Here is a 24,315-nt window from a genome sequence, read left to right on the forward strand (position 1 = left end):
TCACAACAATTTTGAAAATGCATGCATTGGCAGGAATGCATGCCGTTCATGATTAGTTTTACCCGGCAATCGTACGTGAAATAGCCGATTTTTCGACTGTCAGCTTCACTCCTTTGTCCAGCTCAAGCGTGACCGTCGACTCTTCCACTGTATAGATTCTGGCGTGGATACCGCCGATCGTCACAACTTGATCGCCTTTTTTCAGGTTATTGAGCAGTTCTTTCTGTTCCTTCTGCTTTTTCTGCTGCGGACGGATCATGAAAAAGTAAAATACCCCGATGATACCGACCCACATCACGACCTGATAAATCATGCCCTGGGAACCGCCGGCTGCTTGTGCTAAAATAGAATAATTCATTGTAGTAGATGGGTTGTATAAATATTACTTCTTCGCCGTGGTCGAATCCGGCTGAGGCACTGCATTTACAATACCTTTCAGCCTCAATTCAGTATTAGCCGGCTCTGTATTGGCATAGACAGTGATTGTTTTCACCTGCGGCCCGGCCTTGTGCTTACTATCGAAACGGACTTTAATGCTCGAAGTCTGCTTCGGCTCGATAGGATCCTTCGGCCATTCAGGCGTCGTACACCCGCATGAAGAGCTGATGTTGTTGAGAATCAAAGGATATTCTCCATCGTTGCGGAACTTGAACTCGTGTTCCACAATGGCACCTTCCTTGATCGTTCCGAAATCGTATTCCGTACTATCGATCAAAGCAAAAACAGGCAGTTTTGAATTTGCCTGTTTTTCTTCACCACTCTTTTCATTTTTGGAGCATCCGGAAAAAGCTACCGCTATCCCCAGAAACGCGAAAAGGGCTATTTTTTTCATAGGTCATTCGCTGGCCTGGCCCTTGATCTGCGCCATCAGGCGATCCACATCTTCCAGAAGCTTCTCTGCTTTTTCACGCGCATCGTTCACAACACGCTCACCTTCTGTTCTGGCGTAGCTATCGGGCTGGTCTTTTTTATCTACCAGGTCCTGAATCACTTCTTGTAGTTTTTCACGGTATTTGGACAGTCTGTAGGTCAGTTGGGTACGAAGCACCTCTCCTTTGTCGGGAGCATAAAGGATGCCCAATGCCGCACCGGTGGCACAGCCTGTCAGGAATGCGATTAAAGTATTACTGGTTTTACTCATGGTTTCTGCTGTTTTTTTTGCTGCAAACGGGTATCAGCTCATGTATTTATAATGGCTTCCAAAAATTGTTCCATTCTACCCGGCCACAATTTCGGCAGCTTTTACTTATTATCAATCAATCCGCGTCCGCTTTTTCTGATCACGCCTTCTTTGGCCAATTTCACCGAAAGCACGTCCAGGACGCCGTTCACAAACTTACCACTTTTTGGGGTACTGTACCTTTTTGCGATCTCAATAAACTCATTAATGGTGACTTTCACCGGGATACCAGGAAAATGAATAAGTTCTGCGAGGGCTGTTTTGAGGATAATTAGGTCTACCAGGGCGATCCTTTCCAGCTCCCAGTTCTTCAACTGGTCTTCCAGATAAACATCGTACTGGTCGCTTTCTTTCACCACAATCTTGCAAAGTTCCTCCACAAATGCCCTGTCCTCTTCCCAATCCTTGGTAAGCGGCGCAAGCTGGAATGTGTGTGCCAAATCGGCAGTACGCAATGTTTTGATCGCGAGGCTACGGATCAGCTCGCTGTGGTCTGCCCAGTAAAGATCGCGTTGTTCGAGGTATTCTAGTGAAACCTCGTGTTTGAGGATGATCTGTCGCAGGACATGCTGGATAATCTCCTGGTCTTCCTCCGGCGTATGGGTCGCCGATTTGCAATATGTTTCGTAGGTTTCGTCCTTCCGCAAACCCTCCCGGTAAATCTTCCGGATCAGGTTCATTTCGTTGCTCCAGTTGATGCCGCTGCGGATAATCTCCTCTTCCAGCGCCTTATCTTCCTGCAAAACCTTGATCACCCGGTTGGTATCCAATCCTGAATCTTTCGGGAATGGTGCTTCCGGGTCGTCGTACCTGCGCTCGCGGTCGATTTTTGCCTGGTGTGATAGTTCGATCAGCATCGACAGGATCCGGATGAAATCGGCGTAAATCGTTTCCGTTTCATTCAAAACCCTTCTAACGAGTTTTTCTCCATCCGTATTCGTCTGCCGGTTATATGCTTCATAGGCTGTCTGAGCCACTCTCAGCACGCGATCGGGAAGCTCTTCATCTCCGTTGGGTTTACCATTTTTAATAAACTCATCGAGTGTCATGTTCGCGAGCCGTTTCATGCCCGAAAGCTTTTTCTTGTCCTGAAACTCCATCGAGTTAAGGTCAGGAGCAAATGCCTCTTCAATCTGATCGAGTGCCAGTAAACGGTTCGCATCGGCTGTGAGCTGCCGTGCATAAAGTGCCTGAACCGCCTTGGTTCTTAGTAATCTTCTATTCAGCATATGCCGGAATACTATTTGGATAAAAGGTACAGTAAATCAAAGAACGTGTCTGCATGTATTGCAGGGTCATTCTGTATGTAACCCTGCACAGTTGTTTTTAAAATCGACCGCAAAATTAGACTATTTTGTTCACAATCGGAAAATTGGGACGCGTCGTTTTAATTTTGCAACGTTTTGGTAAAATAGGATGTTGGCTAGAAAGCGTCCTGCGCCATCGACAAAAATCTGAACTGGTGAAAGCACTAAAATCCCTTAACAAGTATTTGTGGAAATATAAATGGTACCTCATTCTGGGTATCATTTTTACGATCATATCCAATCTTTTCGGCATTATCCCGGCCCAGCTCGTGCGTTACGCGCTCGACCTCGTGATCGAAACACTGGACATTTATTACCTTTACAATGGCGTATCGCTGCAAAGCGATATGTATGACATTTTTGCGTTCAGCATTCTGCTCTATGGGTTTCTGATCCTACTGATGGCGCTGCTCAAAGGGATATTCCTCTTTTTGGTACGCCAAACGATCATCGTCATGTCGCGACATATCGAATTCGAGCTCAAAAACGATATTTACCAGCACTACCAAACACTCCCCGCCGCCTTTTTCCGCCGCCACAGCACGGGCGACCTCATGGCGCGCATTTCGGAAGACGTGAGCAACGTCCGAATTTACGTCGGTCCGGCGCTCATGTACGGCATTAACCTGATTGTCCTCTTTTTCCTGGTCATTTCTTATATGATCTCCGTCAGCCCGAAACTAACGCTTTATGTGTTGCTGCCGCTGCCCGTACTCTCGGTAAGCGTGTACGTAGTCAACAGCATGATCATGAAACGCTCGCAGGAAATACAGAAGCAACTTTCGGCGCTTTCGACCTATGTGCAGGAAGCGTTTTCAGGCATACGTGTCATTAAATCCTTCGTTCAGGAAGACCGCTCTTACAGTAATTTTCAAAGGGAGGCGGAAGTTTTCAAAACCAAATCACTGGGTCTTACCAAAGTCGATGCGTTCTTCTACCCTATGATCGTCCTTTTGATAGGATTGAGCAACATCCTGGTCATCTATGTCGGCGGTCAGGAAATTATCAATGGCCGCCTTACTCCGGGAAATATCACCGAGTTTATATTGTATGTCAACATGCTCACCTGGCCGGTAATGGCATTGGGATGGACTACGAGCCAGATTCAGCGCGCTGCGTCCTCACAGCTGCGGATCAATGAGTTTTTGAATGAAAAAACGACCTTGGTATCCGAAACAAATCTCAGCAAATCGCTGGATGGCAAGATTACTTTCCGTCACGTCGGCTTCGTATACCCCGACTCGGGCATTAAAGCACTGCACGATTTCAACCTGACAGTCGAAGCCGGTGAAAGTGTCGCCGTTCTCGGAACGACCGGCTCAGGCAAAAGCACCCTCGCCCATTTGCTATGCCGGCTCTACGACCCGACCGAGGGCCAGATCCTGATCGACGGCATTCCCATGAAGGACTACGACGTTCGTGGTTATCGCCGCCAGATCGGTTATGTGCCGCAAGACGTATTCCTTTTCTCCGATAGCATTGAGAACAACGTACGGTTCGGCACCGAAGACATGCCTTTTGAAAGGATAGAACAGGCTGTGAAAGACGCCGATCTTTACAACAATATCAAAGACTTCCCGCAGGGCTACGAAACCATGCTCGGAGAAAGAGGCATTACGCTCTCCGGTGGTCAAAAACAACGCCTCTCGATCGCGCGCGCCATCGCCCGCGACCCGAAAATTCTGGTCCTCGACGACTGCCTTTCCGCCGTCGATACGAACACGGAGAATATTATCCTCAACAACATGAAGCGGATCATGGACCAGCGCACCTCCGTGATCATCTCCCACCGCGTCTCGTCCGCCAAGCTTGCCGACAAAATCGTAGTTCTCGACGAAGGCCGCATTGTGGAGCAAGGCACGCATGCCGAGCTTATGGCGCTGAATGGGGCTTATAAAGAACTGTATGAGAAACAATTGATCTCGGAAGAGGTGTAAAATACAACCTGCACTTGAAATGCAATAGTGATAATTTAACTTTGAATACTCACAAATACTAAATTGATCACACTATGCACTACACAGTCACAATCGATGTTCTCGACGACAATGCGCTTGAACTTTTAAGGAAACTCGAAAACCTGAGCGTCATTCGTCTCCGCGAAAGCACTCTACAGATGAAAGACACGAGCGCCATCCGTTTTCTGAAAGGCAAAATGACCAAGCAGCCAGTGGAGGAAATTGAGCGGGAATTTAGACGATTACGCGGCAAATGAACCAGGCCTATCTTTGGGATACCAACATTGCCGTTTACTATCTTCAACAACAGCTCCCTCCTTACGCAGGGAAAGTAATGGATGACATTGCCGGAAATTCCCGAATCTGTTTTTCAGTCATCACCGAAATAGAATTATTCAGCTGGAAACCAGCCAATCACACATAACACAACAGATTTCGTAGGCATCGAAAAATTGCGTTTACTTGACCCATTCGATCCGCAATAGTTTAGCAGCGCTATTTAGCCAGCTTCTTCACCTCCTGCCGCAAGTCCCGCATTTCCTGATACAGGCCTTGCAAACTTATTTCCGTCTTGTCCTCTTCCAGATTGAAAGACAATTTACTGTTCACCTGCCATACTTCGCGGATCTCGTTGCGATCGATGCGGATCGGCACATAGTCCGGATTGAGCGATATCAGGTTCACAAAAGTTGAATCTTTTTCTTTCCGGATTCTTTTGACCAGCACGCTGTCGATCGTGACAATAACATACATATGTTTATCACTCAGCGAATCCCAGTCATCCACCGCGCGTGCCCAGATCCATTCACCCGACTGCAACGCTGGCGTCATACTATCACCATCCACCTGGAACCCCCTGAATGTCGCATTTCGGTATTCCGGCAGTGGGATTGTAAACGCGGGCAGCGCTTCGAACCACTCGGCATCGCCAATATTGTTGGGATAACCGGCCGCTGCTTTCGCACTGACGAGCACAATGTTATCATTACCCGCCTGATCGACCGTCACCACTTTCGGGTTGACGAATATTTTATCCGTATAAAGGTACTTCTGTGAACTATCTCCAAACAACCAGAGTGGATTGATATGGTATTTTTTGAGCAATTCCTTCACCACCTGCCCGGGTATACGCGTACGCCCCCGCTCGATGTCGGCGGTAGTTGCGCTGATACCCAGTTCTTCGGCAAATGCCGCCTGCGTCAGGTTGAGTTCCTCTCTGATCTGCTTGAAACGCCTGAATTCTTCATCAATAGCCATAAGCATGCGTGATGATTATCGGTTGACAATGTCTTGACCCTTCAAACATACAAATATTTTGGAATATTTCCTTTTAAAAAATGGATATGATCCATATATTTGGAATAAATCCATAATTTTGTAAAAACTCCAAACAGTAGTGGACCGTGCGATATTACATTTTGACCTGGATACCTTTTTCGTATCCGTAGAGCGCAAGCAGGACAGTCGGCTTGAAAACAAACCCATACTGGTAGGCGGCACAGGCGACCGGGGTGTGGTAGCCGCCTGTAGTTATGAAACGAGGCAATTTGGCGTGCATTCGGGCATGCCCATGAAAATGGCCCGAATGCTTTGCCCGGAGGCAACCGTCATTCGCGGAAACGGTGAAGCGTATTCCAAACAATCGAAAGAAGTGAGTGAGATCATCAGCCAGAGTGTGCCCGTGTTCGAGAAGGCGAGTATCGACGAGTTTTATGCGGATCTGTCGGGAATGGACAAATACCACAGTTGCTATGGAATGGCCAGCGAGCTCCGTCAGCGCATTATCCGTGAAACCGGCCTACCGATTTCGTTTGGGTTGGCTACCAACAAGCTGGTATCAAAGGTTGCAACCGGGGAAGCAAAGCCTAACAACCAGCTCAAAGTGGACGCCGGCACTGAAAAGATATTCCTGGCACCTATGGAAGTCCAGAAGATCCCGATGGTAGGCGAAAAAATGAACCAGACGCTGCATAACCTCGGGATCCGGTATGTGAAAACAATCCAGGAGATGCCGATGGAAATTATGGGGCAGGTTTTGGGCAAGAATGGAGTTGCGCTCTGGAATCGAGCCAACGGGCTGGATAACTCCCCTATTGTCCCCTTTCACGAGCGCAAATCGATTTCCAGCGAGCGGACTTTCGGGAAGGATACCGGCGATGTGCGGAAGATGCGTGAGATGGTGCGGGCAATGGCGGAAATACTGGCATTTCAATTACGAACGGGAGAGAAATTAACCTCCTGTGTTTCTGTTAAAATCCGCTATTCCGATTTTAACACCTTTTCGAAACAGTTGAAAATCGCCTACACGTCCGCGGACCATGTATTGATCCCGCATATCGAACGACTTTTCGACCAGCTTTACAACCGGCGGATGATGGTCAGGTTGGTGGGGGTGAGTTTCAGCGACCTTGTGACGGGGAATTACCAGATCAATCTCTTTGACGACACCGAAGAGCGGCTCAACCTCTATCAGGCGATGGATTATATTAAAACCAAATACGCCTATAATAAGGAAGGCGACCAGATCCTCACCTGGGCCAGCACGATGGGGATCTCGGATATCGGCGCCATGGGAAATCCATTCAACGGCGAGCCGCCCATTATTCCCGCGCATAGAAATGCGTAACAATAATCAGGCGGCGTTGGGCTGCAAGGCTTTTATCTCATTCAATTCCTCGGAAATCAAATGTTGTCCTTCTTCAATATCATAATCGTCTTGCAAACCGAGCCAGAACTTGGGCGTCGTGCCGAAGTATTTGCTAAAACGCAATGCCGTATCAGCGGTGACACGTCTCCGCCCTTTAATGATCTCGCTGACCCGCGTCTGGGGAATACCGGTTTCCTTTGCCAATCGATAAGCGGAAATGCCCATTGGTTCAAGAAACTCCTCCATCAGGACTTCACCTGGATGAATATTATTCAGTGTTTCCATTGAAATTTAATGATAATCGACAATTCTAACCTCAGCAGCATTACCATCTAACCACTTGAACACAATCCGCCATTGATCATTGATACGTATGCTGTAAAACTCTTTCAGGTTTCCGGAGAGCTTTTCCAGCCTGTTCGATGGCGGAATGCGTAAATCCGCAAGATTTTGTGAGTTATGAAGCATTCTTAGCTTTCGTCTCCCCACTTGCTGGATTTCCAATGGCGACTTTCCGACCCGCTCGCCGAGCCATATTTTTTCGGTTTCCTTTGAAGAAAAGCTTACGATCATTGCAGGCTGCCGACTCGCGTTAGTAACGCCAAAAGTAAGTACTCAGTTCCGTTTTTCAAATACTCATGTTACTCAACTGCCACTCTTATTTCAGCCTTCGCTTCGGGACGATTCCCGAGGATGAGCTTCTTGCGCTTTGCCGGGAGAATGGATACGACTGTGTCGCACTGACGGATATTAACAACACCTCGGGGTGCCTGAATTTCATCCGCATGGCGCCGAGGTTCGACATTAAACCTATTATCGGGATCGATTTCCGCAATGGCGTAACACAGCAATTTGTGGCACTGGCGAAGAACAACATCGGCTTTCAAACTTTGAACGCCTACCTATCGGCCCAGAAACTGGCGGACGTCCCTTTTCCCGACCGCGCACCGGAAATGGACCATGTGGCATTTATTTATCCCTTTGAAAAACTGAACAAGGAGCGCCGCGAACAGTTTCGCCCCAACGAATACATTGGCATTTCGATGCAGGACCTGGATAAACTGCATTATTCACCACTGCACCGGTTCATGGACAGACTGGTGATCCAACAGCCGGTAACTTTCAGGAACAAAAAGGATTTCAATGCCCATCGCCTGCTGCGCGCGATCGACGGTAACACCCTGCTGAGCAAGTTGACCACGTCGGAAACGGGCAAGGAAAACGAGCAGATCGTACAGGCGAAAGTTTTAGAATATCATTTCAAACAAAAAGACTTCCGGGTTATACTCGAAAACACCCGCAGGCTGATGGGCGAATGCAACATCCAGTTCAGCTTTGGAAGCGAACGCGAGCATCAAAACCTGAAAGTTTTCAGCAAAAACGAGGAGGAAGATTTCAAACGGCTGAAATCAATGAGCTACCAGGCACTTGGCTACCGGTACGGCGACAACATCACGGATGAAATCTTCGATCGCATCGCCAAGGAGCTGGACATGATCCGGCAGCAGCATTTCGTCCCATTTTTTCTGGTCAATCACGACATTGTGAATTATGCACGCCGGAAGGGCTACTACTATGTCGGCCGGGGCAGCGGGGCGAACAGCATCATCGCCTATTTGCTCAATATTACCAATGTCGATCCCATCGAGCTGGATTTGTATTTTGAGCGGTTTATCAACCTCCACCGCAAAAATCCGCCCGATTTCGACATCGATTTCTCCTGGCGCGACCGTGAGGATGTGACACGCTATATTTTTGATACTTACGGCAAAAATGGCCAGGCAGCGCTGCTCGCGACGTACAGCACTTTTCAGCACAGCTCAGCCGTACGCGAGTTGGGCAAAGTATTCGGTTTGCCTGCTTATGAAATCGATGCATTAAGCAATGGCAAATACGACCCGAAAAAGCTCGATCAGCTTTCAGGACTGGTGATCCGGTACGCCGATTATTTCCAGACCAACAATCAGCCGAACCATTTGAGTATTCACGCGGGCGGTATCCTCATTTCGGAACGGCCAATGCATTACTTTACCGCCACCGACGTCCCACCGAAAGGCTTTCCCACCACGCAATTCGACATGGTGATTGCCGAGGATGTGGGGTTAAATAAATACGATATCCTGGGCCAGCGCGGGCTCGCAAAGATCAAGGAAACGCTTGAAATCATCCGCTACAACCGTCCCGAAGCAGCCGGTTTTGATATTAACGACGTCCGGAAATTCAAGACAGATCCGAAGATCAACGATCTGATCAGGCAGGCGCAGTGCATCGGCTGCTTCTACGTGGAATCACCGGCCATGCGGATGCTGCTGAAAAAGCTGGAAGTCGACAACTACCTCGGATTGGTGGCGGCCAGTTCCATTATCCGGCCCGGCGTAGCCAAAAGCGGCATGATGCGCGAGTATATCCTGCGTCACCGTCACCCCGAAAAGCGGAACGAAGCACATCCGCGCCTGTTGGAGCTGATGGAAGAAACGTATGGCATTATGGTGTATCAGGAGGACGTGATCAAGGTCGCGCACTATTTTGCCGGACTGACACTCGGCGAAGCCGATGTAATCCGACGTGGCATGAGTGGCAAGTTTCGCGGGCGTGAAGAGTTTGAGCGCGTTAAAAAGAAGTATTTCAAAAACTGCCGGAGCAAGGGTTACGACGAGGAAATGACCATGGAGATCTGGAACCAGATCGCCAGCTTTGCCGGATTTGCCTTTGCCAAAGGGCATTCCGCCTCATATGCCGTCGAGAGCTATCAGACATTATTTCTGAAAGCCTATTTCCCCCTGGAATTTATGGTGGCCGTTCTGAACAACGGCGGTGGCTTTTACGCGCCCGAGCTGTACATACACGAAGCACGCATGCTTGGCGCGCTCGTACATGCGCCATGCGTAAACCACAGCGAAGCTCAGGCGACAATCCAAGGGCACGAGATTTATCTTGGCATGCAGTTTCTGAATGCATTGGAGGACAAAACGATCGAAAGGATCCTCAGCGCCCGCAGGCAAGACGGGCCGTTCACGTCACTCAACGATTTCCTCGACCGCGTGCCCATTTCAATAGAACAACTGACGATCCTGATCCGGATCGACGCGTTCCGCTTTACAGGTATCGGCAAAAAAACGCTGCTTTGGAAAGCGCATTTCCGGCTGAGTACCACGCCCGTCAAAGTACCTCAAAAACAACTTTTCCATACCGAAATCAAGGATTTTAACCTGCCGGAATTCCACTCTTCCATCCTCGATGATGCCTATGACCAGATCGAATTGCTCGGCTTTCCGCTTTGCAGCCCTTTCAACCTGTTGAAAAATCCATTGCCTAAAAGTGTCATGTCGCGCGAGCTGCACAATTATATTAACCAGGAAGTGGTACAATATGGCTACCTGGTGGCCCTCAAAAACACCCGGACAAATCGCGGCGAGTCGATGCAGTTCGGCACCTTCCTCGATTATGAGGGACAATTTATCGATACCGTCCATTTTCCCACGACGGCCGCCAAAGTGAATGGGTCGGTCAAAGGCGTTTACAAAATCCGCGGCGTCGTGACGGAAGAGTTTGGTTTCCTTACCGTGGAGGTGACAGAAATTACGCGGATGGAATCGGCGGCGCGCTGATGTCTCGCGTGCGCACGGGAGCGATTTCTGAAAGCAGCTCTATCAAAAGCCAGATTAACAAGCCGTTGCGGATGTTAAGAATAACTACCATCGGCAGTTGTTTTGAAATCAGTCCATAGTAATGACCCGGGAATATCAAAACCGTGAACATCAGCGCAACAGTGAATATCACCGAAGCTTTGAATCTGCAAAAGGGGATCAGCGGCAGGAGCCAGATCAGATACTGCGGAGAAAGCACCTTATTGAGAAGAATGAATAACAGTATCTGTGCCGCCGCTGCTGCATTCAATTGCCGGAACGTAATGCCGCCGGGGAGCGAAAAAGATTTGTAAAATGCCCTCAAGAGGAAAACCGCCATGCTAATAAAACAAACAGGCATAGCGATGTTAATGCATTTTAAAACCAGATCCGACAATGGTGTAACAAGGTGCATAGCGCCAAAACTATGCGTAACGTCCAGCTCTATTAATCCGGTTTGTTCCAAAATCAGTAAAATCCCGCCGGCAAGGCTCTCGATCTGAATACCGCGCAGAAGATGGTAATGCATGAAATCGGTAGCTGCATCCATTCCCAGCCAGGCAATGCAGCTGAGAATAGCTGCGCAAATACAGCCGGCGCCGGCAATCAGCCAAAGCAATTTCTTCCCGTCGGAATTGAAAACATAGTATAGGCCAAAGACGGGGAACAGCACGATGCTGTACAACTTCGCAGCTACGGAAACCATCAGCGCCATTCCGGCAGCGAACGGTTTATGTGAAACGTTAACAATCGCCAGCAACGTGAGCAAAGCCGGGAACGGATCAAAGCGAAACAGGAAGATAGGAAAAGCGAACAACGTCGCGATCAGGAAACGCGGGAATGCCTTTCCGCTGGCATCAGATCTGGAAATAATCCACGCCATAACCAATCCTAATACCAGATTTTGAAACACAAACCAGCATGCGAAGCTCTCAAACGACCCGCCTGCCAATTGGCTCAAAAGGCCCGGAATCAGTATGGGAATGAGCGCAAAAATGGGGTATTCGATGCGAAAATCGCGAAATGGCACCTGCCCCTCCATGGTTTTCGAGGCGATACCTTGATATAGTGAAAGATCCTGTATATGCCCGTGGAAGCGAAAGAAAAGGTAATAACTTTCAAGCGCAAGGTAAAACAGGATCACTAGCAGCACCAAAATGTGGCGCGGGCTTTTGGTGAGGTACTTCCTAACGACAGCATTGTCTATGACAACCTGTATTCGAGGTATTCTAAATTCAGACATATATCGGGGTGCTTACGGGGGGGGGTACCTACTTATAAAACTAGCAATTTCCGGGTACTTTCCAACAATTCGTCGCTCACTATTAGGACAATAGGAAACGTCCTGCATTCATCACGACCACATTTGGCCTGTGCGCCATAAATTTTCCAGGGCTACTGTCATACCGTTGTCAATAAGCGGCCATTAATTGCAGTCATTATTAACCTGAAACCAACACAGCCATGGAAAAACTGGATCTTACCAAACATTTCAAAAGTTACTACACCGCAAAGGCCGAACCCGAGATTCTACACATCGAAAAGGCGCAATACCTGTCCATTACCGGCAAAGGAGACCCTTCGGGAGCGGATTTTGCGCGAAAGATCCAGGCGATTTACCCGGTGGCATACGCATTGAAATTCGCATTCAAAGCCCAGGGAAAGGACTTTGTCGTAGCCAAACTGGAAGGTTTGTGGTGGTATGACGAAAAACGTTATGCCGGCATTTCGATAGCCGACTCCCCGAAAGCGATTCCCCGCAGCGAATGGGAATACCGGCTCCTGATCCGGATTCCGGATTATGTGGAGCAAAAAGATGTGCAAGCCGCTGTGGAAGCCTGTTATACCGCCAAAGGTCACGCCGCCATCAGGGAGGTTTCCTATTTTGAAATGGAGGAAGGGAAAGTCGTGCAAATGCTGCATACCGGCCCCTTTGATAACGAACCTGAGACGTTAGCCAAACTGAACGATTACATTTCGGCCCATGCATTGGGCCGCAACGGGCTCCACCACGAGATTTACCTGTCCGATTTCCGCAAAACCTCTCCGGATAAATTAAAAACCATTCTGCGCGAACCGGTTAAATAGATTATTTCAATATCTTTCGCCCCTCCTGAATTTCATCAAAATTAAAATTAGAAAAATGAAAAAGGCGTTCATAGCATTATGCTTGGCCGGATGGGGTGTAGTTTCTGTCGCAACAGTGCACGCACAGAACATGAGCACTCAAAAAATCCCTCTCGATCCCAGTGTAAAGACCGGAAAACTAAAAAACGGAATCACCTACTACATTAAAAAGAATGCGGAACCCAAGAACCGGGCGGAACTCCGGCTGGCGGTAAAAGCAGGCTCGGTGTTGGAAACGGATGCGCAACAGGGGCTGGCGCACTTTATGGAGCACATGAATTTCAATGGCACCACGCATTTCCCCAAAAATGAGCTGGTCAATTTCCTGCAAAAAACCGGGGTACGCTTCGGCGCCGACCTGAACGCCTACACCGGGTTTGATGAAACCGTCTATATGCTGCCTATCCCGACAGACTCCGCCGGATTGCTCGAAAAGGGCATTCAAGTGCTGGAAGACTGGGCCCACGGCGCATTGCTCGATCCTTCCGAAATAGAAAAGGAACGTGGCGTAGTGCTCGAAGAATCGCGCATGGGTCGCGGCGCGCAACAACGCATGCGTGACAAATTCCTGAAAGTGATCCTCAACAATTCGCGTTATGCCGAGCGACTACCGATAGGCAAAGACAGTATTCTGAAAAGCTTCAAACCCGAGACCATCAAGTCATTTTACAAGGATTGGTACCGCCCCGACCTGATGGCGGTGATTGCCGTCGGTGATTTTGATGTTGCCAAAGTGGAGGCGCTGATTTCCCAGAAATTCGGCTCCATTAAGCCGCCTGTCAATCCTAAAAAACGCATTCGCTATGATATTCCGCTGGATGGTTCCACCAAAGTGGCCATCGTGACCGACCCGGAATACCCGCAGAATCTTATTCAATTGATTTATAAACAGCCTAACATAAAGGAGAAATCGTTGCAGGATGTGCGGAACAACTTCGCGCAGGAGTTGTACAATGCCATGATGGGCCAGCGGATGCAGGAACTTACCCAGAAGGCCAATCCGCCGTTCCTCTACGGTGCGAGCCAGTACGGCGATTTCCTCGGAAACCTAGATTCCTACACATCCATTGCGCTCGCAAAGGACGCAGCTTCGATGAAAACCGCCTTAACAACGCTTCTCGAAGAGAATGCACGCGTTCAGAAGTTCGGCTTTACACAACCCGAGCTCGATCGCGCAAAGAAGGATTTTTACAATGCCGTTGAAGAAGATTACAAGGAGCGCGACAAAACGAAATCGGCCAATCACGTGCAGGAATACCTCAACCACTTCCTCCACGACCAGGCGTTTATGGGCGCCGATGCTTATTTCGAGTTTGTGAAAAAGCATTTGGACGGTGTGACGCTGGCCGAAATCAACGGGTTGGCGAAGAAATATATTACCGACAAAAACAGGGCGGTTGTGATCATGGGACCTGAAAAAAGCAAGGACGCCCTCCCTACCGAGTCAGATATCCGTGCATTGCTCAGTGAGGCGGGCAAAGATGTTACGGCTTATGTGGACGACGTTGTGGATGCACCGTTATTAAAAGCCGAACCCGTTCCTGGTAAAATCACGGGTGAAAAAACGCTCGACAAACTGGGCGTCACCGAACTTACACTTTCGAATGGTGTGAAAGTGCTGTTGAAGCCGACTGACTTCAAGAATGACGAAATCCTGATCAAGGCGACGGCCAAAGGCGGATATTCGCTTTTCCCGGGCGAGCGCGAGACGGGTATTTTCACGAGCTATCTCGTTCAATCCGGCGGTGTGGGGCCTTATAACCAGACGCAACTGCAAAAGTTCCTCGCAGGCAAGACAGCCAGCGCAGGCCCATACCTGAGCGAGCTCACGGAAGGCATCGGCGGCAATACCAATCCAAAAGATCTCGAAACTACATTCCAGCTGATATACGCCTATTTCACGGAGCCACGCAAAGATGCGGATGTGGTAACGGGCATATTGGCCAACCAAAAGGCCTATCTGGAAAACATGCAAAAGACTTTGACTCCCGAAAAAGTCTATTCCGATTCATTGAATGCCGTACTGACAAGCCATAACCCCAAGCGTCAGCCGTTGAAACCAGAGAGCATCGACAAAGTGAATCTCGACAGGGCATTTGAAATTTACAAAAACCGTTTCGCCGATGCGTCGGATTTTGTGTTTACGATTGTGGGCGCATTCAAGCCGGAGACGATGAAACCACTGATCGAAAAATACATCGGTAGCCTGCCATCGAGCGATCGGGACGATACGTTCAGCCACCCGAATATTTTCCCGCCAAAAGGGCGCATCGAGAAGGTGATTTACAAAGGTTTGGAACCTAAAAGCCGCGTTACCCTCGTTTCGAGCGGGGAATATGACTATAATCCTGAAAACAATGTGCAGATCGAGGCATTGCAGGAGATTTTGCAGATCAAACTGATCGAATCTTTGCGGGAAGAAGAAAGCGGCGTTTACGGCGTGAGTGTTTCAGAAGGCACCGATAAATTCCCAACTGGCCATTACCGCTTCTCCATCGGCTTTGGCTGTGCACCTGAGAATGTGGACAAACTGGTGAAAAGAGCGCAGGAAGAGATCAACAAGATCAAAACAAACGGAGCAGACCAGAAGGATATCGAGAAATTCGTCGCTGAGACCCAGCGAAAAACAGAGACCGCACTGAAAACCAACGGCTTTTGGCTCGATTACCTCGACGATAATACATTCCTCGGCGACGACCTGAATGAAATTTTCGAGCAAGACCGGTTACTGAAATCGGTAACGGTGGCCAGTACCAAAGCTGCCGCGCAGAAGTATTTCAATGATGATAATTTCATCAAAGTGGTGCTCATGCCCGAGAAGAAGTAAGTACCCCTGTTAAAACAAATCGCCCGGTTCCGAATGCGGAACCGGGCGATTTGTTTAGGCGACTTTTCGTAAACCCTGGATCAGAAACTCCAATCCGTTCATCTTGATTTCCAGCATCGTCCCCAGCAACATGCCGAGCTTGCCGGACGGAAACCCTTCACGGTAAAACCATTCGAGGTAGGATACAGGGAGGTCGGCAATGACCCAATCCTTGTATTTGCCGAAAGGCATTTTGTAGTTAATCAGATCTTTGAGGATCTCGCTGTTCGGATGTGTTAACTCTTGCATACTCGTGTTTTCACGCCTGATTACCTGCGCGAAGTTTAAAAATCAGGTTCGTTTTTAAATCAAATAATTCCTTTTCTAGCCCTACCGGGTAGGTGTGCGGGTTTACAAAGCGTTTAATTCCCTTATAAAAATGTGCCAGCTGCTGTTGCAAACGCTTTCGTGTATCGTGTACCGACGGCAATTTGTAGATCAACTGACCTTTTGCGAAAACGGGGACGAGCAAATCCTCATAATGCACTGACTCGTCGAATGACCTATTTTTTGTGAAATCATACGGGTCCACCATCGTAGCCTTGCCGATCAGCGGAGTTTCGATATCGAATATCATATCCGACACAAAACCGCTTGCATCCCTGAACCGTCTTACCTGCTGAATGCCGGGAGTCGATACCTTGATCGCCTGTTCGGATAGTTTCAGCTTGTAATCCCATTCACCCGAATCGGTACGGATCGCCGCCAGTTTGAAAACCCCGCCCAATGCAGGCTGGTCAAATGCCGTGACGAGTTTTGTACCGATCCCCCATACGTTTATTTTCGCTCCCTGTATTTTTAAGCTGTCCATGATGTATTCGTCGAGGTCGTTGCTGGCCACAATGCTGGTCTTTTCGAAGCCTGCATCATCCAGAATTTTCCTCGCTTCGATACTCAGGTAAGCAAGGTCGCCCGAATCGAGACGGATGCCTGCGAGATCGTGCCCCTGTGCGCGCAACTGCTTCCCCACTTCTGCCGCATGCCGGACGCCGTTCAAAGAGTCGTAAGTATCCACCAGCAAAGTCACATTGTTGGGCATGTGCTTCGCATAGGTTTCAAAAGCTTCCAGTTCGGTGTCAAACGACATCACCCAGCTATGCGCGTGCGTGCCTTTCACCGGAATATCGTACAATTTACCCGCAAGTACATTGGAAGTAGCATCGAACCCGCCGATATATGCCGCACGGCTTGCGGTCACGCCCCCGTCAGGCCCCTGCGCGCGGCGCAAGCCAAACTCGAGCAATGCATCCTCTTTCGCGACGAGCCGCATCCGGGCCGCTTTGGTGGCTACGAGCGATTGAAAATTGATCAGGTTCAAAAGCGGCGTTTCAAGCAGCTGGCATTGCAGAATCGGCCCCTGAATGCGGAGCAACGGCTCGTTAGGGAATACCACCGTGCCCTCCGGAATGGCGTCGATGCTGCACTGCAACTCCATTTTGCGGAGATAATCGATGAAACCGTCGTCGAAAAGCCGGTTGCCGTCCCCGCCGGTGAGCGATGCGATGTAGGCCAGGTCCTCTTCGTTGAAACGGTATTCCTGCAAATACTCGATCACACTGTTCAGCCCGCACGCTACGGTAAATCCGCCCTGAAATGGATGTTTTCTGAAATAGAGGTTAAAAACTGCCTCTTGCTCGGCCTTACCCGACTTCCAGTAGCCATAAGCCATGGTAAGCTGGTACAGGTCTGTCAGAAGGCTCATCGAAGTATCGTAAAGCTGGTTGATCATTTCACTCCGGATTGGTGTCTTAAAACCGCCTATTTACTAAATAATCGGCATTATAGCTACCAATACTGATTTACCAGCCAGACAATCGACCCAAAGGTAGGGGGGAGCAAATGAGTGAATGAGTGAATGAGTGAATGGAGGAAGAATATTCACTCATTCACTCATTCAAAATTAATCATCAGATTGCTTCGAGAATACGCTCGATCGCAACCTGATACCCGATCTTTTCTTTCAATTCGCTGATATGGACACGCTCCTGTTCCATCGAATCGCGGTGACGGATCGTAACGGTGTCGTCCTCCATTGTTTGATAATCCACCACAATACAGAACGGTGTTCCGATCAGGTCCTGCCGGGTGTAACGCTTACCGATCGCCGCATTGTCGTCGTAAACGGTACGGAATGATGATTTCAGCGAGTTGGCCAGCGTCTGCGCTTTTTCCGCCAGACCGTCCTTCTTCACCAATGGCAACACCGCCGCTTTGAACGGCGCCAACGCCGGGTGCAGTTTCAGGAAGGTACGTTCCTTGGCGCTATCACCTTCGCCTACCGATTCGACGGTATAAGCATTGCAGAAAGTCGCAAGGAAAAGGCGGTCAGCCCCTACGGATGTTTCCACCACGTAAGGAATATAGTTACCGTAAGGTTTGCCATTCTCGTCCAGGTCGGCATCGAAGTATTGTTGTTTTTTCTTCGAAAGCTCCTGGTGGTTGCGCAAATCGAAATCGGAGCGGGAGTGGATACCTTCAATTTCGCGGAAACCGAATGGGAATTCGAATTCGATATCGACAGCCGCTTTGGCATAATGCGCCAGCTTCTCGTGGTCGTGGTATTTCAACTTTTCCACCGGCAAGCCTATCGCCTTGTGGAACTTCATCCGTGCTTCTTTCCACTTGTCGTACCACTCCTCTTCGGTGCCGGGGCGCACGAAGAATTGCATTTCCATTTGTTCAAACTCGCGCATACGGAAGATAAACTGGCGCGCCACGATTTCGTTCCGGAATGCCTTACCGATCTGTGCAATACCGAAAGGAACCTTCATACGGCCGCTTTTCTGCACATTCAGGAAGTTCACGAAAATACCCTGCGCCGTTTCCGGACGGAGGTAAATCATATTGGCGTCCTCAGCCACCGATCCTACCTGCGTACTGAACATCAGGTTGAACTGACGAACTTCCGTCCAGTTGCTCGTCCCCGACACCTGGCATTTAATACCTTCCGCAATGATCAGTTCGCGAACACCGTTCAGGTCTTCGGCGCTGAGCAAACGGCCCATTTCGGCCAGCAATGCTTTGGCTTTTTCGGGATCACCGTCTTTTTCATATTGTTCTGCCTTGCCTTCCAGCAACTGGTCGGCGCGGTAGCGTTTCTTCGAATCCTTATTGTCGATCATCGGATCGTTGAACCCGTCGACGTGGCCGGATGCTTTCCAGGTAAGCGGGTGCATGAAGATCGCCGCATCGATACCCACGATATTGTCGTGAAGCTGCGTCATAGCCTTCCACCAGGCCGCTTTCAGGTTGTTTTTCAATTCAACGCCGTTCTGGCCATAATCGTAAACAGCTTGTAATCCATCATATATTTCGGAAGACGGGAATACAAAACCGTATTCCTTCGCATGCCCAACAATGTCTTGCAGAGAGGTAGCAGGTGCCTGACTCATTCTATTCGTTTAAAATCAATAAGAAAAAAGACTATTAAATCCATCAAAATCATGAATTTGGCAAAATTAGGGATTTTGACGGCATTGCGTATTCTTCGCCTGACGGAAATCCCGCGTTAATTTTTCGCTATCGTGCGTACGCCGCTGAACAGGAATGTCCGTTAGCGAACAACCAACATGATATTCCTTATCATAATCCCCTAATAATCAACCAAAAATACCATTGGCATATAATTTATTGGTTTAGGATTACTGACTAACAAACCTGGACTTATGCTATTCAACTACCTTAAAATATCGATCAGGAACTTCCGCAAGCAGCGGTTGTTCAGCGGCCTGAATATACTTGGCCTCGGGATTGGCATCGCGGCCGTGTGGTTAATGCTGCTTTATGTGGCCGACGAATTGAGCTACGACCGCTTCCACGCTAAAGCCGATCGTATTTTCCGGGTGACGCAGGAAGCCGAATGGGCGACAGGCAGTTTCAAGCTCGCCCCTACTTCTGCCCCATTCGCACCCGCTTTGCAAAATGAATATCCTGAGATCGAAAAGGCGGTGCGTATCAGTACCGAGGGCGGTGGCAAAATCCGGTTCGGAGAGAAGCAAGTCGATGCGCACGACATTTTCTTCACCGATGCGTCCGTTTTCGACATATTCTCCTACAAGTTCCTTTATGGCAACCCCGCAACGGCCCTGCGCGAACCCCAGAAGATCGTCCTGACCAAAACACTGGCAACCCGCATATTCGGGGACGCTTCGAAGGCAATGGGACAAACCGTTTTCTTTTCCAATAATTATCCCAATGTCGTCACAGGCGTTATAGAGGACGTCCCTGCCAACTCCCATTTGAATTTCAGCGCATTGCGTTCGCTCCCGACAGATTACACCGGCGGATGGCAGGACGGGGACATTTACACCTACCTCCTTTTAAAACAAGGTACCGACGCGAAAAAACTCGAAGCCAAGTTCCCCGCTTTTTATGCCAAATACTTGCAAAAACAAATGGACAATGCCGATTACCACCTGAATCTGCAACCGCTGACATCCATTCACCTGCATTCAAATCTGGAATACGAGATCGGCACCAACGGCAATATCAAAACGGTTTACATTTTCTCGGCTATTGCCTTGCTGATTCTGATTATCGCCTGCATCAACTATATGAACCTGTACACCGCCCGTTCGCTCAAACGCGTGCGTGAAGTAGGTGTACGCAAGGCCATCGGATCGCAACGTTTTCAGCTGATCGGCCAGTTTCTCACGGAATCTTTTATGATGACGATTCTGTCCGGACTGGTAGGATTTCTACTCGCCAAAGCAGCATTACCATTTTTCAACCAGTTGGCGGAGAAAACATTAAGCCTTGATTTTCAGGAAAACAACTTATTAACGATCGGTATCGCTGTCGCATTCCTGCTTTTAATCGGACTGCTTAGCGGGCTGTACCCTGCATTGATGCTTTCGGGTTACCGGCCCGTCATCGCATTGAAGGGGCAGCTAGGCAGCCAATCGGGCGGCGCGGGTTTCCGGCAGTCGCTGGTAGTATTTCAGTTTGCCGCCACGGTAGTCATGATCGCCTGCTCGGGCATTGTGTACAGGCAGATCCGGTATGTGAATCATAAAGATCTGGGTTTTAATAAAGACCAGGTCCTGACTTTTCACATCGATAAAAACGAGGTGCGCACGCAGGTGGCCGCATTGAAAGAGAAACTGGGACAAAACCCGGTGATCGAAAGCTCAGCCGCCGCCAGCAATCCGATCGGCAGCAACAACATCGGATCGGCCGCACTATTTGTCGAAACCAATCAGGGTGAAATGCCTTCGACTACGCAATTGACGCAACGCTTTATGGCCGACGCGGACTACCTGCGTACCATGGAAATCAAGCTGCTGCAAGGCCGCGATTTTATCAAAAATTCGCCTGCCGATCTGGCCGGTTCGGTTATCGTGAATGAGGCATTGGCTAAAAAACAGGGCTGGCCGAACCCGATCGGCAAAAAAATGCGCTACCCTGCGGATAAAGATGGACATGTAAAAGAACTGACCGTTGTAGGCGTAACCAACGATTTTCATATCTATTCCCTGCAATACAAGATCGAGCCGCTGGTAATCCAGCTCGCGCCTCCGCAGGAACAGGACAACATGTATGTGCGCATCAACGCTGCCAAAACGCCCGAAGCACTTGCCTATATCAATCAGGTTTACAAGACTTTCGACCCGGAAGCACGTCCGGAATTCCAGTTCCTCGACGAGAATTTTGCCAAACAATACCAGGCAGAACAACGCCAGGGTAATGTGTTGCTGGCATTTGCGATATTGGCTATTGTCATTGCCTGTCTGGGGTTGTTCGGGCTCGCTGCATTTGCCGCCGAAGCGCGTACCAAAGAGATTGGCGTCCGCAAGGTACTCGGCGCCAGCGTGCAGGATGTGGTACTGATGCTTTCCAAAGACTTTGTCAAACTTGTGCTCGTCGCCATTGCCATAGGTACACCCATTGCCGTTTACGCAATGAACAAATGGTTGCAAAACTTCGAATACCGTGAAACGCTATCCTGGTGGGTTTTCGCCCTCGCCGGCATCGTCGCGATCGTCATCGCACTGGCAACCGTAAGTTCGCAGGCATTGAAATCGGCGCTCACTAATCCGGTGAAGGCTTTAAGGGCTGAATAAATGGAGGAAAGGGAGGATGGAGGAAAGGAGAAAGGAGGAAGTTAGAATTTTTTATATTCTCAATTCTACCTCCTCCCCTTTCTCCTGTCCTCCCCGTCCTCCCAAACCAAAAAACTATGTTAAAAAGCTACCTGAAAATCGCCATCCGCAACCTCTGGAAGCACAAGTTGTTCTCCTTCATCAACATTACCGGCCTGGGCCTGGCGATGTCGTTCTGCTTCATGCAGCTCATTCAGGTGCAAAGCAGCTTTGAAAAGGACTCCTTCCATCCTTATCCGGAGCGCACGTTCCGCGTCCTCACAGATGCCACCGACAATGTAGGCGAAAAGCATTCTCTCGCGTCGACACCCTTTCCGCTAGGCCCGAAACTGGCGGATGGACAAAGTGTGATCGAAAAGACCGTACGCATTAACCGCTCCTTCGGTGCGAATCTGAGCAATGGTATTAAAACACTTCGGACCTATGGGCTTTATGTAGAGCCCGCATATTTCGAAATTTTCGGCTTCCCGCTGGAAAGAGGGAAGCCGGCCACCGAGCCATGGACGGCAGTGCTCACGCACGATATGGCCGAACGCTATTTCGGCGATGCCAACCCCGTAGGAAAAACCCTCACCAATACCGAAATAGGCACATTTACCATCACCGGCGTTTTTAAACCCATTAAAAAATTCCGGACGCATCTGGATGCCGATATCGTGATATCGATGGCAACCCTACCGCTGGTGAGCAAGGATATCAAAAACGATGACTGGCTCAGCTACAATACTTATACCTTCGCATTGATCACCAAAGGCTCTTCCCGCGCCGACCTCGATCAGGCACTGGCGCGCGTTTCCGCCGAAAATCAAAAGACGGTCCGTTTCAAGGATATCAAAACGCATTCATTCCGCAGCCAGGCATTGTCGGAGATTTCGCCGGATTGGGAAGGACTGCTGGACAATCCGGACGTGGAGCCGATATGGAAAATGGGTGTTAGCCTGCTTATTCCGCTGATGATTATCGTATTGGCGGGTTTCAATTACATTAACCTCACACTCACGCGGTCGCTCAGCCGTGCGCGCGAGGTGGGTGTACGCAAGGTTGCAGGTGCGAAAAAATTCCAGTTAATCAGCCAGTTTTTGGTCGAAACCATTGTGATCGCATTGCTTGCATTCGGACTTGGCTACCTGGGGCTGGTACTTTTGCAGGAGTACATCCATGTAGGCTGGCTCACGTGGGAGGTGGGCGATACACGCATGCTTTGGGCAATCTTTATCGGTTTTACATTATTTACGGGCTTTCTGGCTGGTATTTTGCCTGCGCGAATACTGTCATCTTACCAGCCTGTACAAATCCTGAAAGGTGAAATGGCACCTACCGGGCTGGGCAAATTCGGTTTTCGGAAGACGCTTACGGTTATCCAATTTGTGGTTGCACTGGTATTTATGACCGGTACCGGTATTATGAACAGTCAGTTTGAGTACATGGCGAACGACAACGAGAGCTTTAACCGCAGAAACATCCTGAATATCCCGCTGGCACCAGATAGCGATTTCAAACTTCTGGCCAATGAAATGGGAAGAGAAGCCGGAGTCAAACGCGTGGGCCTCACCTCCGCCACTTTGAATGAAAACGCGGGAAAGGCAAAACTTGCACCGTTATCACGCCAAAATCCGGCTAACCCGGTGGAAACCTTCATTTACGCTGCCGACCGGAATTTCATCGAGAATATGCGGTTGCAATTCGTAGCGGGGGAAAACGTACCTGGTTCCGCCGACACCACCGTCCATTTCGTGGTCCTGAACCAGAAAGCGGCAGAGTGGTTAGGGTGGAAAAATCCCAAAGAGGCCGTTGGACAAACCATTCTGCTGAACGAAACGCAGGTAATCGTATCGGGAATCGTGAAAAACTTCTGTTTTATGCGTTACGAACTGCCGGTGGCACCGCTGGTGCTCGCATTCGATCCGCGGGAAGTCAAGGTCCTGTCGCTGGAAATAGCCGCCGGTACCGATCGTGAACACCTCGCTACTGCATTGGGCAGGACCTGGAAACGATATCATCCACATGAATCGTTTGTGTATTCCTGGTATGAAGACCAGCTTTACGAGGATTACCTGGAAAATGAAGATCAAAAGATCACCGATTTGCTGGTATTCGTCGTATTCACGATCGCAGCAATGGGCTTGCTGGGCATGGTCACCTATTCCATCGCCAAGCGTGTAAAGGAAGTGGGTGTACGAAAAGTAATGGGTGCCAGTACGGCGCAGATCATGCGACTGCTATCCGGTTCATTTGTAAAACTGATCCTGATTGCCGCAATCATCGCGATGCCGATCGGCTACGGCCTCGGGGCACTATTTCTCAACATTTTCACCTATCATCCTAGCCTGGGCCCCGGTGTTTTCCTTACTTGCATCGGCAGCCTGGGGCTCATCGGCCTGCTGACTATCGGCGTACAGACTTACAAAGCCGCGACGACCAATCCGGCCGAGACATTGCGAAATGATTGAATGGAGGGAAAGGGAGGATGGAGAATGGTAAATTTTCCCTTTCTCCATCCTCC

General features: G+C 49.3%; 19 protein-coding genes. 8 read left to right on the plus strand and 11 right to left on the minus strand.

Going from position 1 to position 24,315, the window contains the following annotated elements; all coding sequences use genetic code 11:
* Nucleotides 1-58: 58 nt before the first annotated feature.
* The 4 genes from yajC to nusB all read right to left on the minus strand — a co-directional run bounded on the left by yajC (nt 59) and on the right by nusB (nt 2,409).
* Nucleotides 59-358: a preprotein translocase subunit YajC gene (gene yajC, locus J7619_RS14395; RefSeq protein WP_291199382.1), complete on the minus strand. Its 300-nt coding sequence runs from the start codon at nt 356-358 to the stop codon at nt 59-61.
* Between the two features lie 24 nt (nt 359-382).
* The gene (locus tag J7619_RS14400; RefSeq protein WP_291199385.1) at nt 383-832 is read right to left on the minus strand and encodes a DUF1573 domain-containing protein; all 450 of its coding nucleotides are present in this window, start codon (nt 830-832) and stop codon (nt 383-385) included.
* Between the two features lie 3 nt (nt 833-835).
* Nucleotides 836-1,141: a YtxH domain-containing protein gene (locus tag J7619_RS14405; protein WP_291199388.1), complete on the minus strand. Its 306-nt coding sequence runs from the start codon at nt 1,139-1,141 to the stop codon at nt 836-838.
* Nucleotides 1,142-1,242: 101 nt separating this feature from the next.
* On the minus strand, nt 1,243-2,409 hold the full coding sequence (gene nusB, locus J7619_RS14410; protein WP_291199391.1) for a transcription antitermination factor NusB: 1,167 nt from the start codon (nt 2,407-2,409) through the stop codon (nt 1,243-1,245).
* A 233-nt stretch (nt 2,410-2,642) separates the two neighbouring features.
* Between nusB and J7619_RS14415 the strand changes: the two genes are divergently transcribed.
* Both J7619_RS14415 and J7619_RS14420 read left to right on the plus strand, forming a co-directional pair.
* The gene (locus J7619_RS14415) at nt 2,643-4,424 is read left to right on the plus strand and encodes an ABC transporter ATP-binding protein (protein ID WP_291199394.1); all 1,782 of its coding nucleotides are present in this window, start codon (nt 2,643-2,645) and stop codon (nt 4,422-4,424) included.
* A gap of 74 nt (nt 4,425-4,498) precedes the next feature.
* Nucleotides 4,499-4,702 carry a hypothetical protein gene (locus tag J7619_RS14420; protein ID WP_223401214.1) on the plus strand — a complete coding sequence of 68 codons (204 nt, stop codon included), beginning with the start codon at nt 4,499-4,501 and terminating at the stop codon, nt 4,700-4,702.
* A 238-nt stretch (nt 4,703-4,940) separates the two neighbouring features.
* Here J7619_RS14420 and J7619_RS14425 read toward each other — a convergent pair whose 3' ends face one another.
* Nucleotides 4,941-5,708 (minus strand): LexA family transcriptional regulator, encoded by a 768-nt coding sequence (locus J7619_RS14425; RefSeq protein ID WP_291199401.1) that lies wholly within the window; start codon nt 5,706-5,708, stop codon nt 4,941-4,943.
* A gap of 133 nt (nt 5,709-5,841) precedes the next feature.
* On the opposite strand from J7619_RS14425, the gene dinB reads away from it, so the two are divergent.
* Nucleotides 5,842-7,071 (plus strand): DNA polymerase IV, encoded by a 1,230-nt coding sequence (gene dinB / locus J7619_RS14430; RefSeq protein ID WP_291199404.1) that lies wholly within the window; start codon nt 5,842-5,844, stop codon nt 7,069-7,071.
* Nucleotides 7,072-7,077: 6 nt separating this feature from the next.
* Here dinB and J7619_RS14435 read toward each other — a convergent pair whose 3' ends face one another.
* Together J7619_RS14435 and J7619_RS14440 are read right to left on the minus strand one after the other, a co-directional pair.
* Nucleotides 7,078-7,377, minus strand: a complete 300-nt coding sequence (locus J7619_RS14435; RefSeq protein ID WP_291199407.1) for a HigA family addiction module antitoxin — start codon at nt 7,375-7,377, stop codon at nt 7,078-7,080.
* A gap of 6 nt (nt 7,378-7,383) precedes the next feature.
* Nucleotides 7,384-7,665 carry a type II toxin-antitoxin system RelE/ParE family toxin gene (locus J7619_RS14440; RefSeq protein WP_291199410.1) on the minus strand — a complete coding sequence of 94 codons (282 nt, stop codon included), beginning with the start codon at nt 7,663-7,665 and terminating at the stop codon, nt 7,384-7,386.
* 65 nt (nt 7,666-7,730) lie between these two features.
* On the opposite strand from J7619_RS14440, the gene J7619_RS14445 reads away from it, so the two are divergent.
* Entirely contained in the window at nt 7,731-10,700 is a 2,970-nt protein-coding gene (locus J7619_RS14445; protein ID WP_291199413.1) for a DNA polymerase III subunit alpha, read from the plus strand.
* Here the strand turns inward: J7619_RS14445 and J7619_RS14450 are convergent.
* A complete protein-coding gene (locus J7619_RS14450; RefSeq protein ID WP_291199416.1) occupies nt 10,672-11,961 on the minus strand; it encodes a hypothetical protein in 1,290 nt (429 codons plus the stop codon). The genes J7619_RS14445 and J7619_RS14450 overlap by 29 nt on opposite strands.
* Nucleotides 11,962-12,182: 221 nt before the next feature.
* Between J7619_RS14450 and J7619_RS14455 the strand changes: the two genes are divergently transcribed.
* On the plus strand, nt 12,183-12,806 hold the full coding sequence (locus tag J7619_RS14455; RefSeq protein ID WP_291199419.1) for a GyrI-like domain-containing protein: 624 nt from the start codon (nt 12,183-12,185) through the stop codon (nt 12,804-12,806).
* A 55-nt stretch (nt 12,807-12,861) separates the two neighbouring features.
* Nucleotides 12,862-15,672 carry a pitrilysin family protein gene (locus J7619_RS14460; RefSeq protein WP_291199422.1) on the plus strand — a complete coding sequence of 937 codons (2,811 nt, stop codon included), beginning with the start codon at nt 12,862-12,864 and terminating at the stop codon, nt 15,670-15,672.
* A 54-nt stretch (nt 15,673-15,726) separates the two neighbouring features.
* Here J7619_RS14460 and J7619_RS14465 read toward each other — a convergent pair whose 3' ends face one another.
* The 3 genes from J7619_RS14465 to J7619_RS14475 all read right to left on the minus strand — a co-directional run bounded on the left by J7619_RS14465 (nt 15,727) and on the right by J7619_RS14475 (nt 19,103).
* Nucleotides 15,727-15,960, minus strand: coding sequence for a DUF3820 family protein (locus J7619_RS14465; RefSeq protein WP_291199425.1), 234 nt, complete (start codon nt 15,958-15,960; stop codon nt 15,727-15,729).
* 10 nt (nt 15,961-15,970) lie between these two features.
* A complete protein-coding gene (locus J7619_RS14470) occupies nt 15,971-17,440 on the minus strand; it encodes a nicotinate phosphoribosyltransferase (RefSeq protein ID WP_291199428.1) in 1,470 nt (489 codons plus the stop codon).
* Nucleotides 17,441-17,618: 178 nt separating this feature from the next.
* On the minus strand, nt 17,619-19,103 hold the full coding sequence (locus J7619_RS14475) for a glycine--tRNA ligase (protein WP_291199431.1): 1,485 nt from the start codon (nt 19,101-19,103) through the stop codon (nt 17,619-17,621).
* Between the two features lie 273 nt (nt 19,104-19,376).
* On the opposite strand from J7619_RS14475, the gene J7619_RS14480 reads away from it, so the two are divergent.
* Together J7619_RS14480 and J7619_RS14485 are read left to right on the plus strand one after the other, a co-directional pair.
* Nucleotides 19,377-21,773 (plus strand): ABC transporter permease, encoded by a 2,397-nt coding sequence (locus J7619_RS14480; protein ID WP_291199434.1) that lies wholly within the window; start codon nt 19,377-19,379, stop codon nt 21,771-21,773.
* Between the two features lie 116 nt (nt 21,774-21,889).
* Nucleotides 21,890-24,262, plus strand: coding sequence for an ABC transporter permease (locus J7619_RS14485; protein ID WP_291199437.1), 2,373 nt, complete (start codon nt 21,890-21,892; stop codon nt 24,260-24,262).
* Nucleotides 24,263-24,315: the final 53 nt, after the last annotated feature.

The sequence above is a fragment of the Dyadobacter sp. genome, assembly GCF_017744695.1.
GTDB lineage: Bacteria > Bacteroidota > Bacteroidia > Cytophagales > Spirosomataceae > Dyadobacter.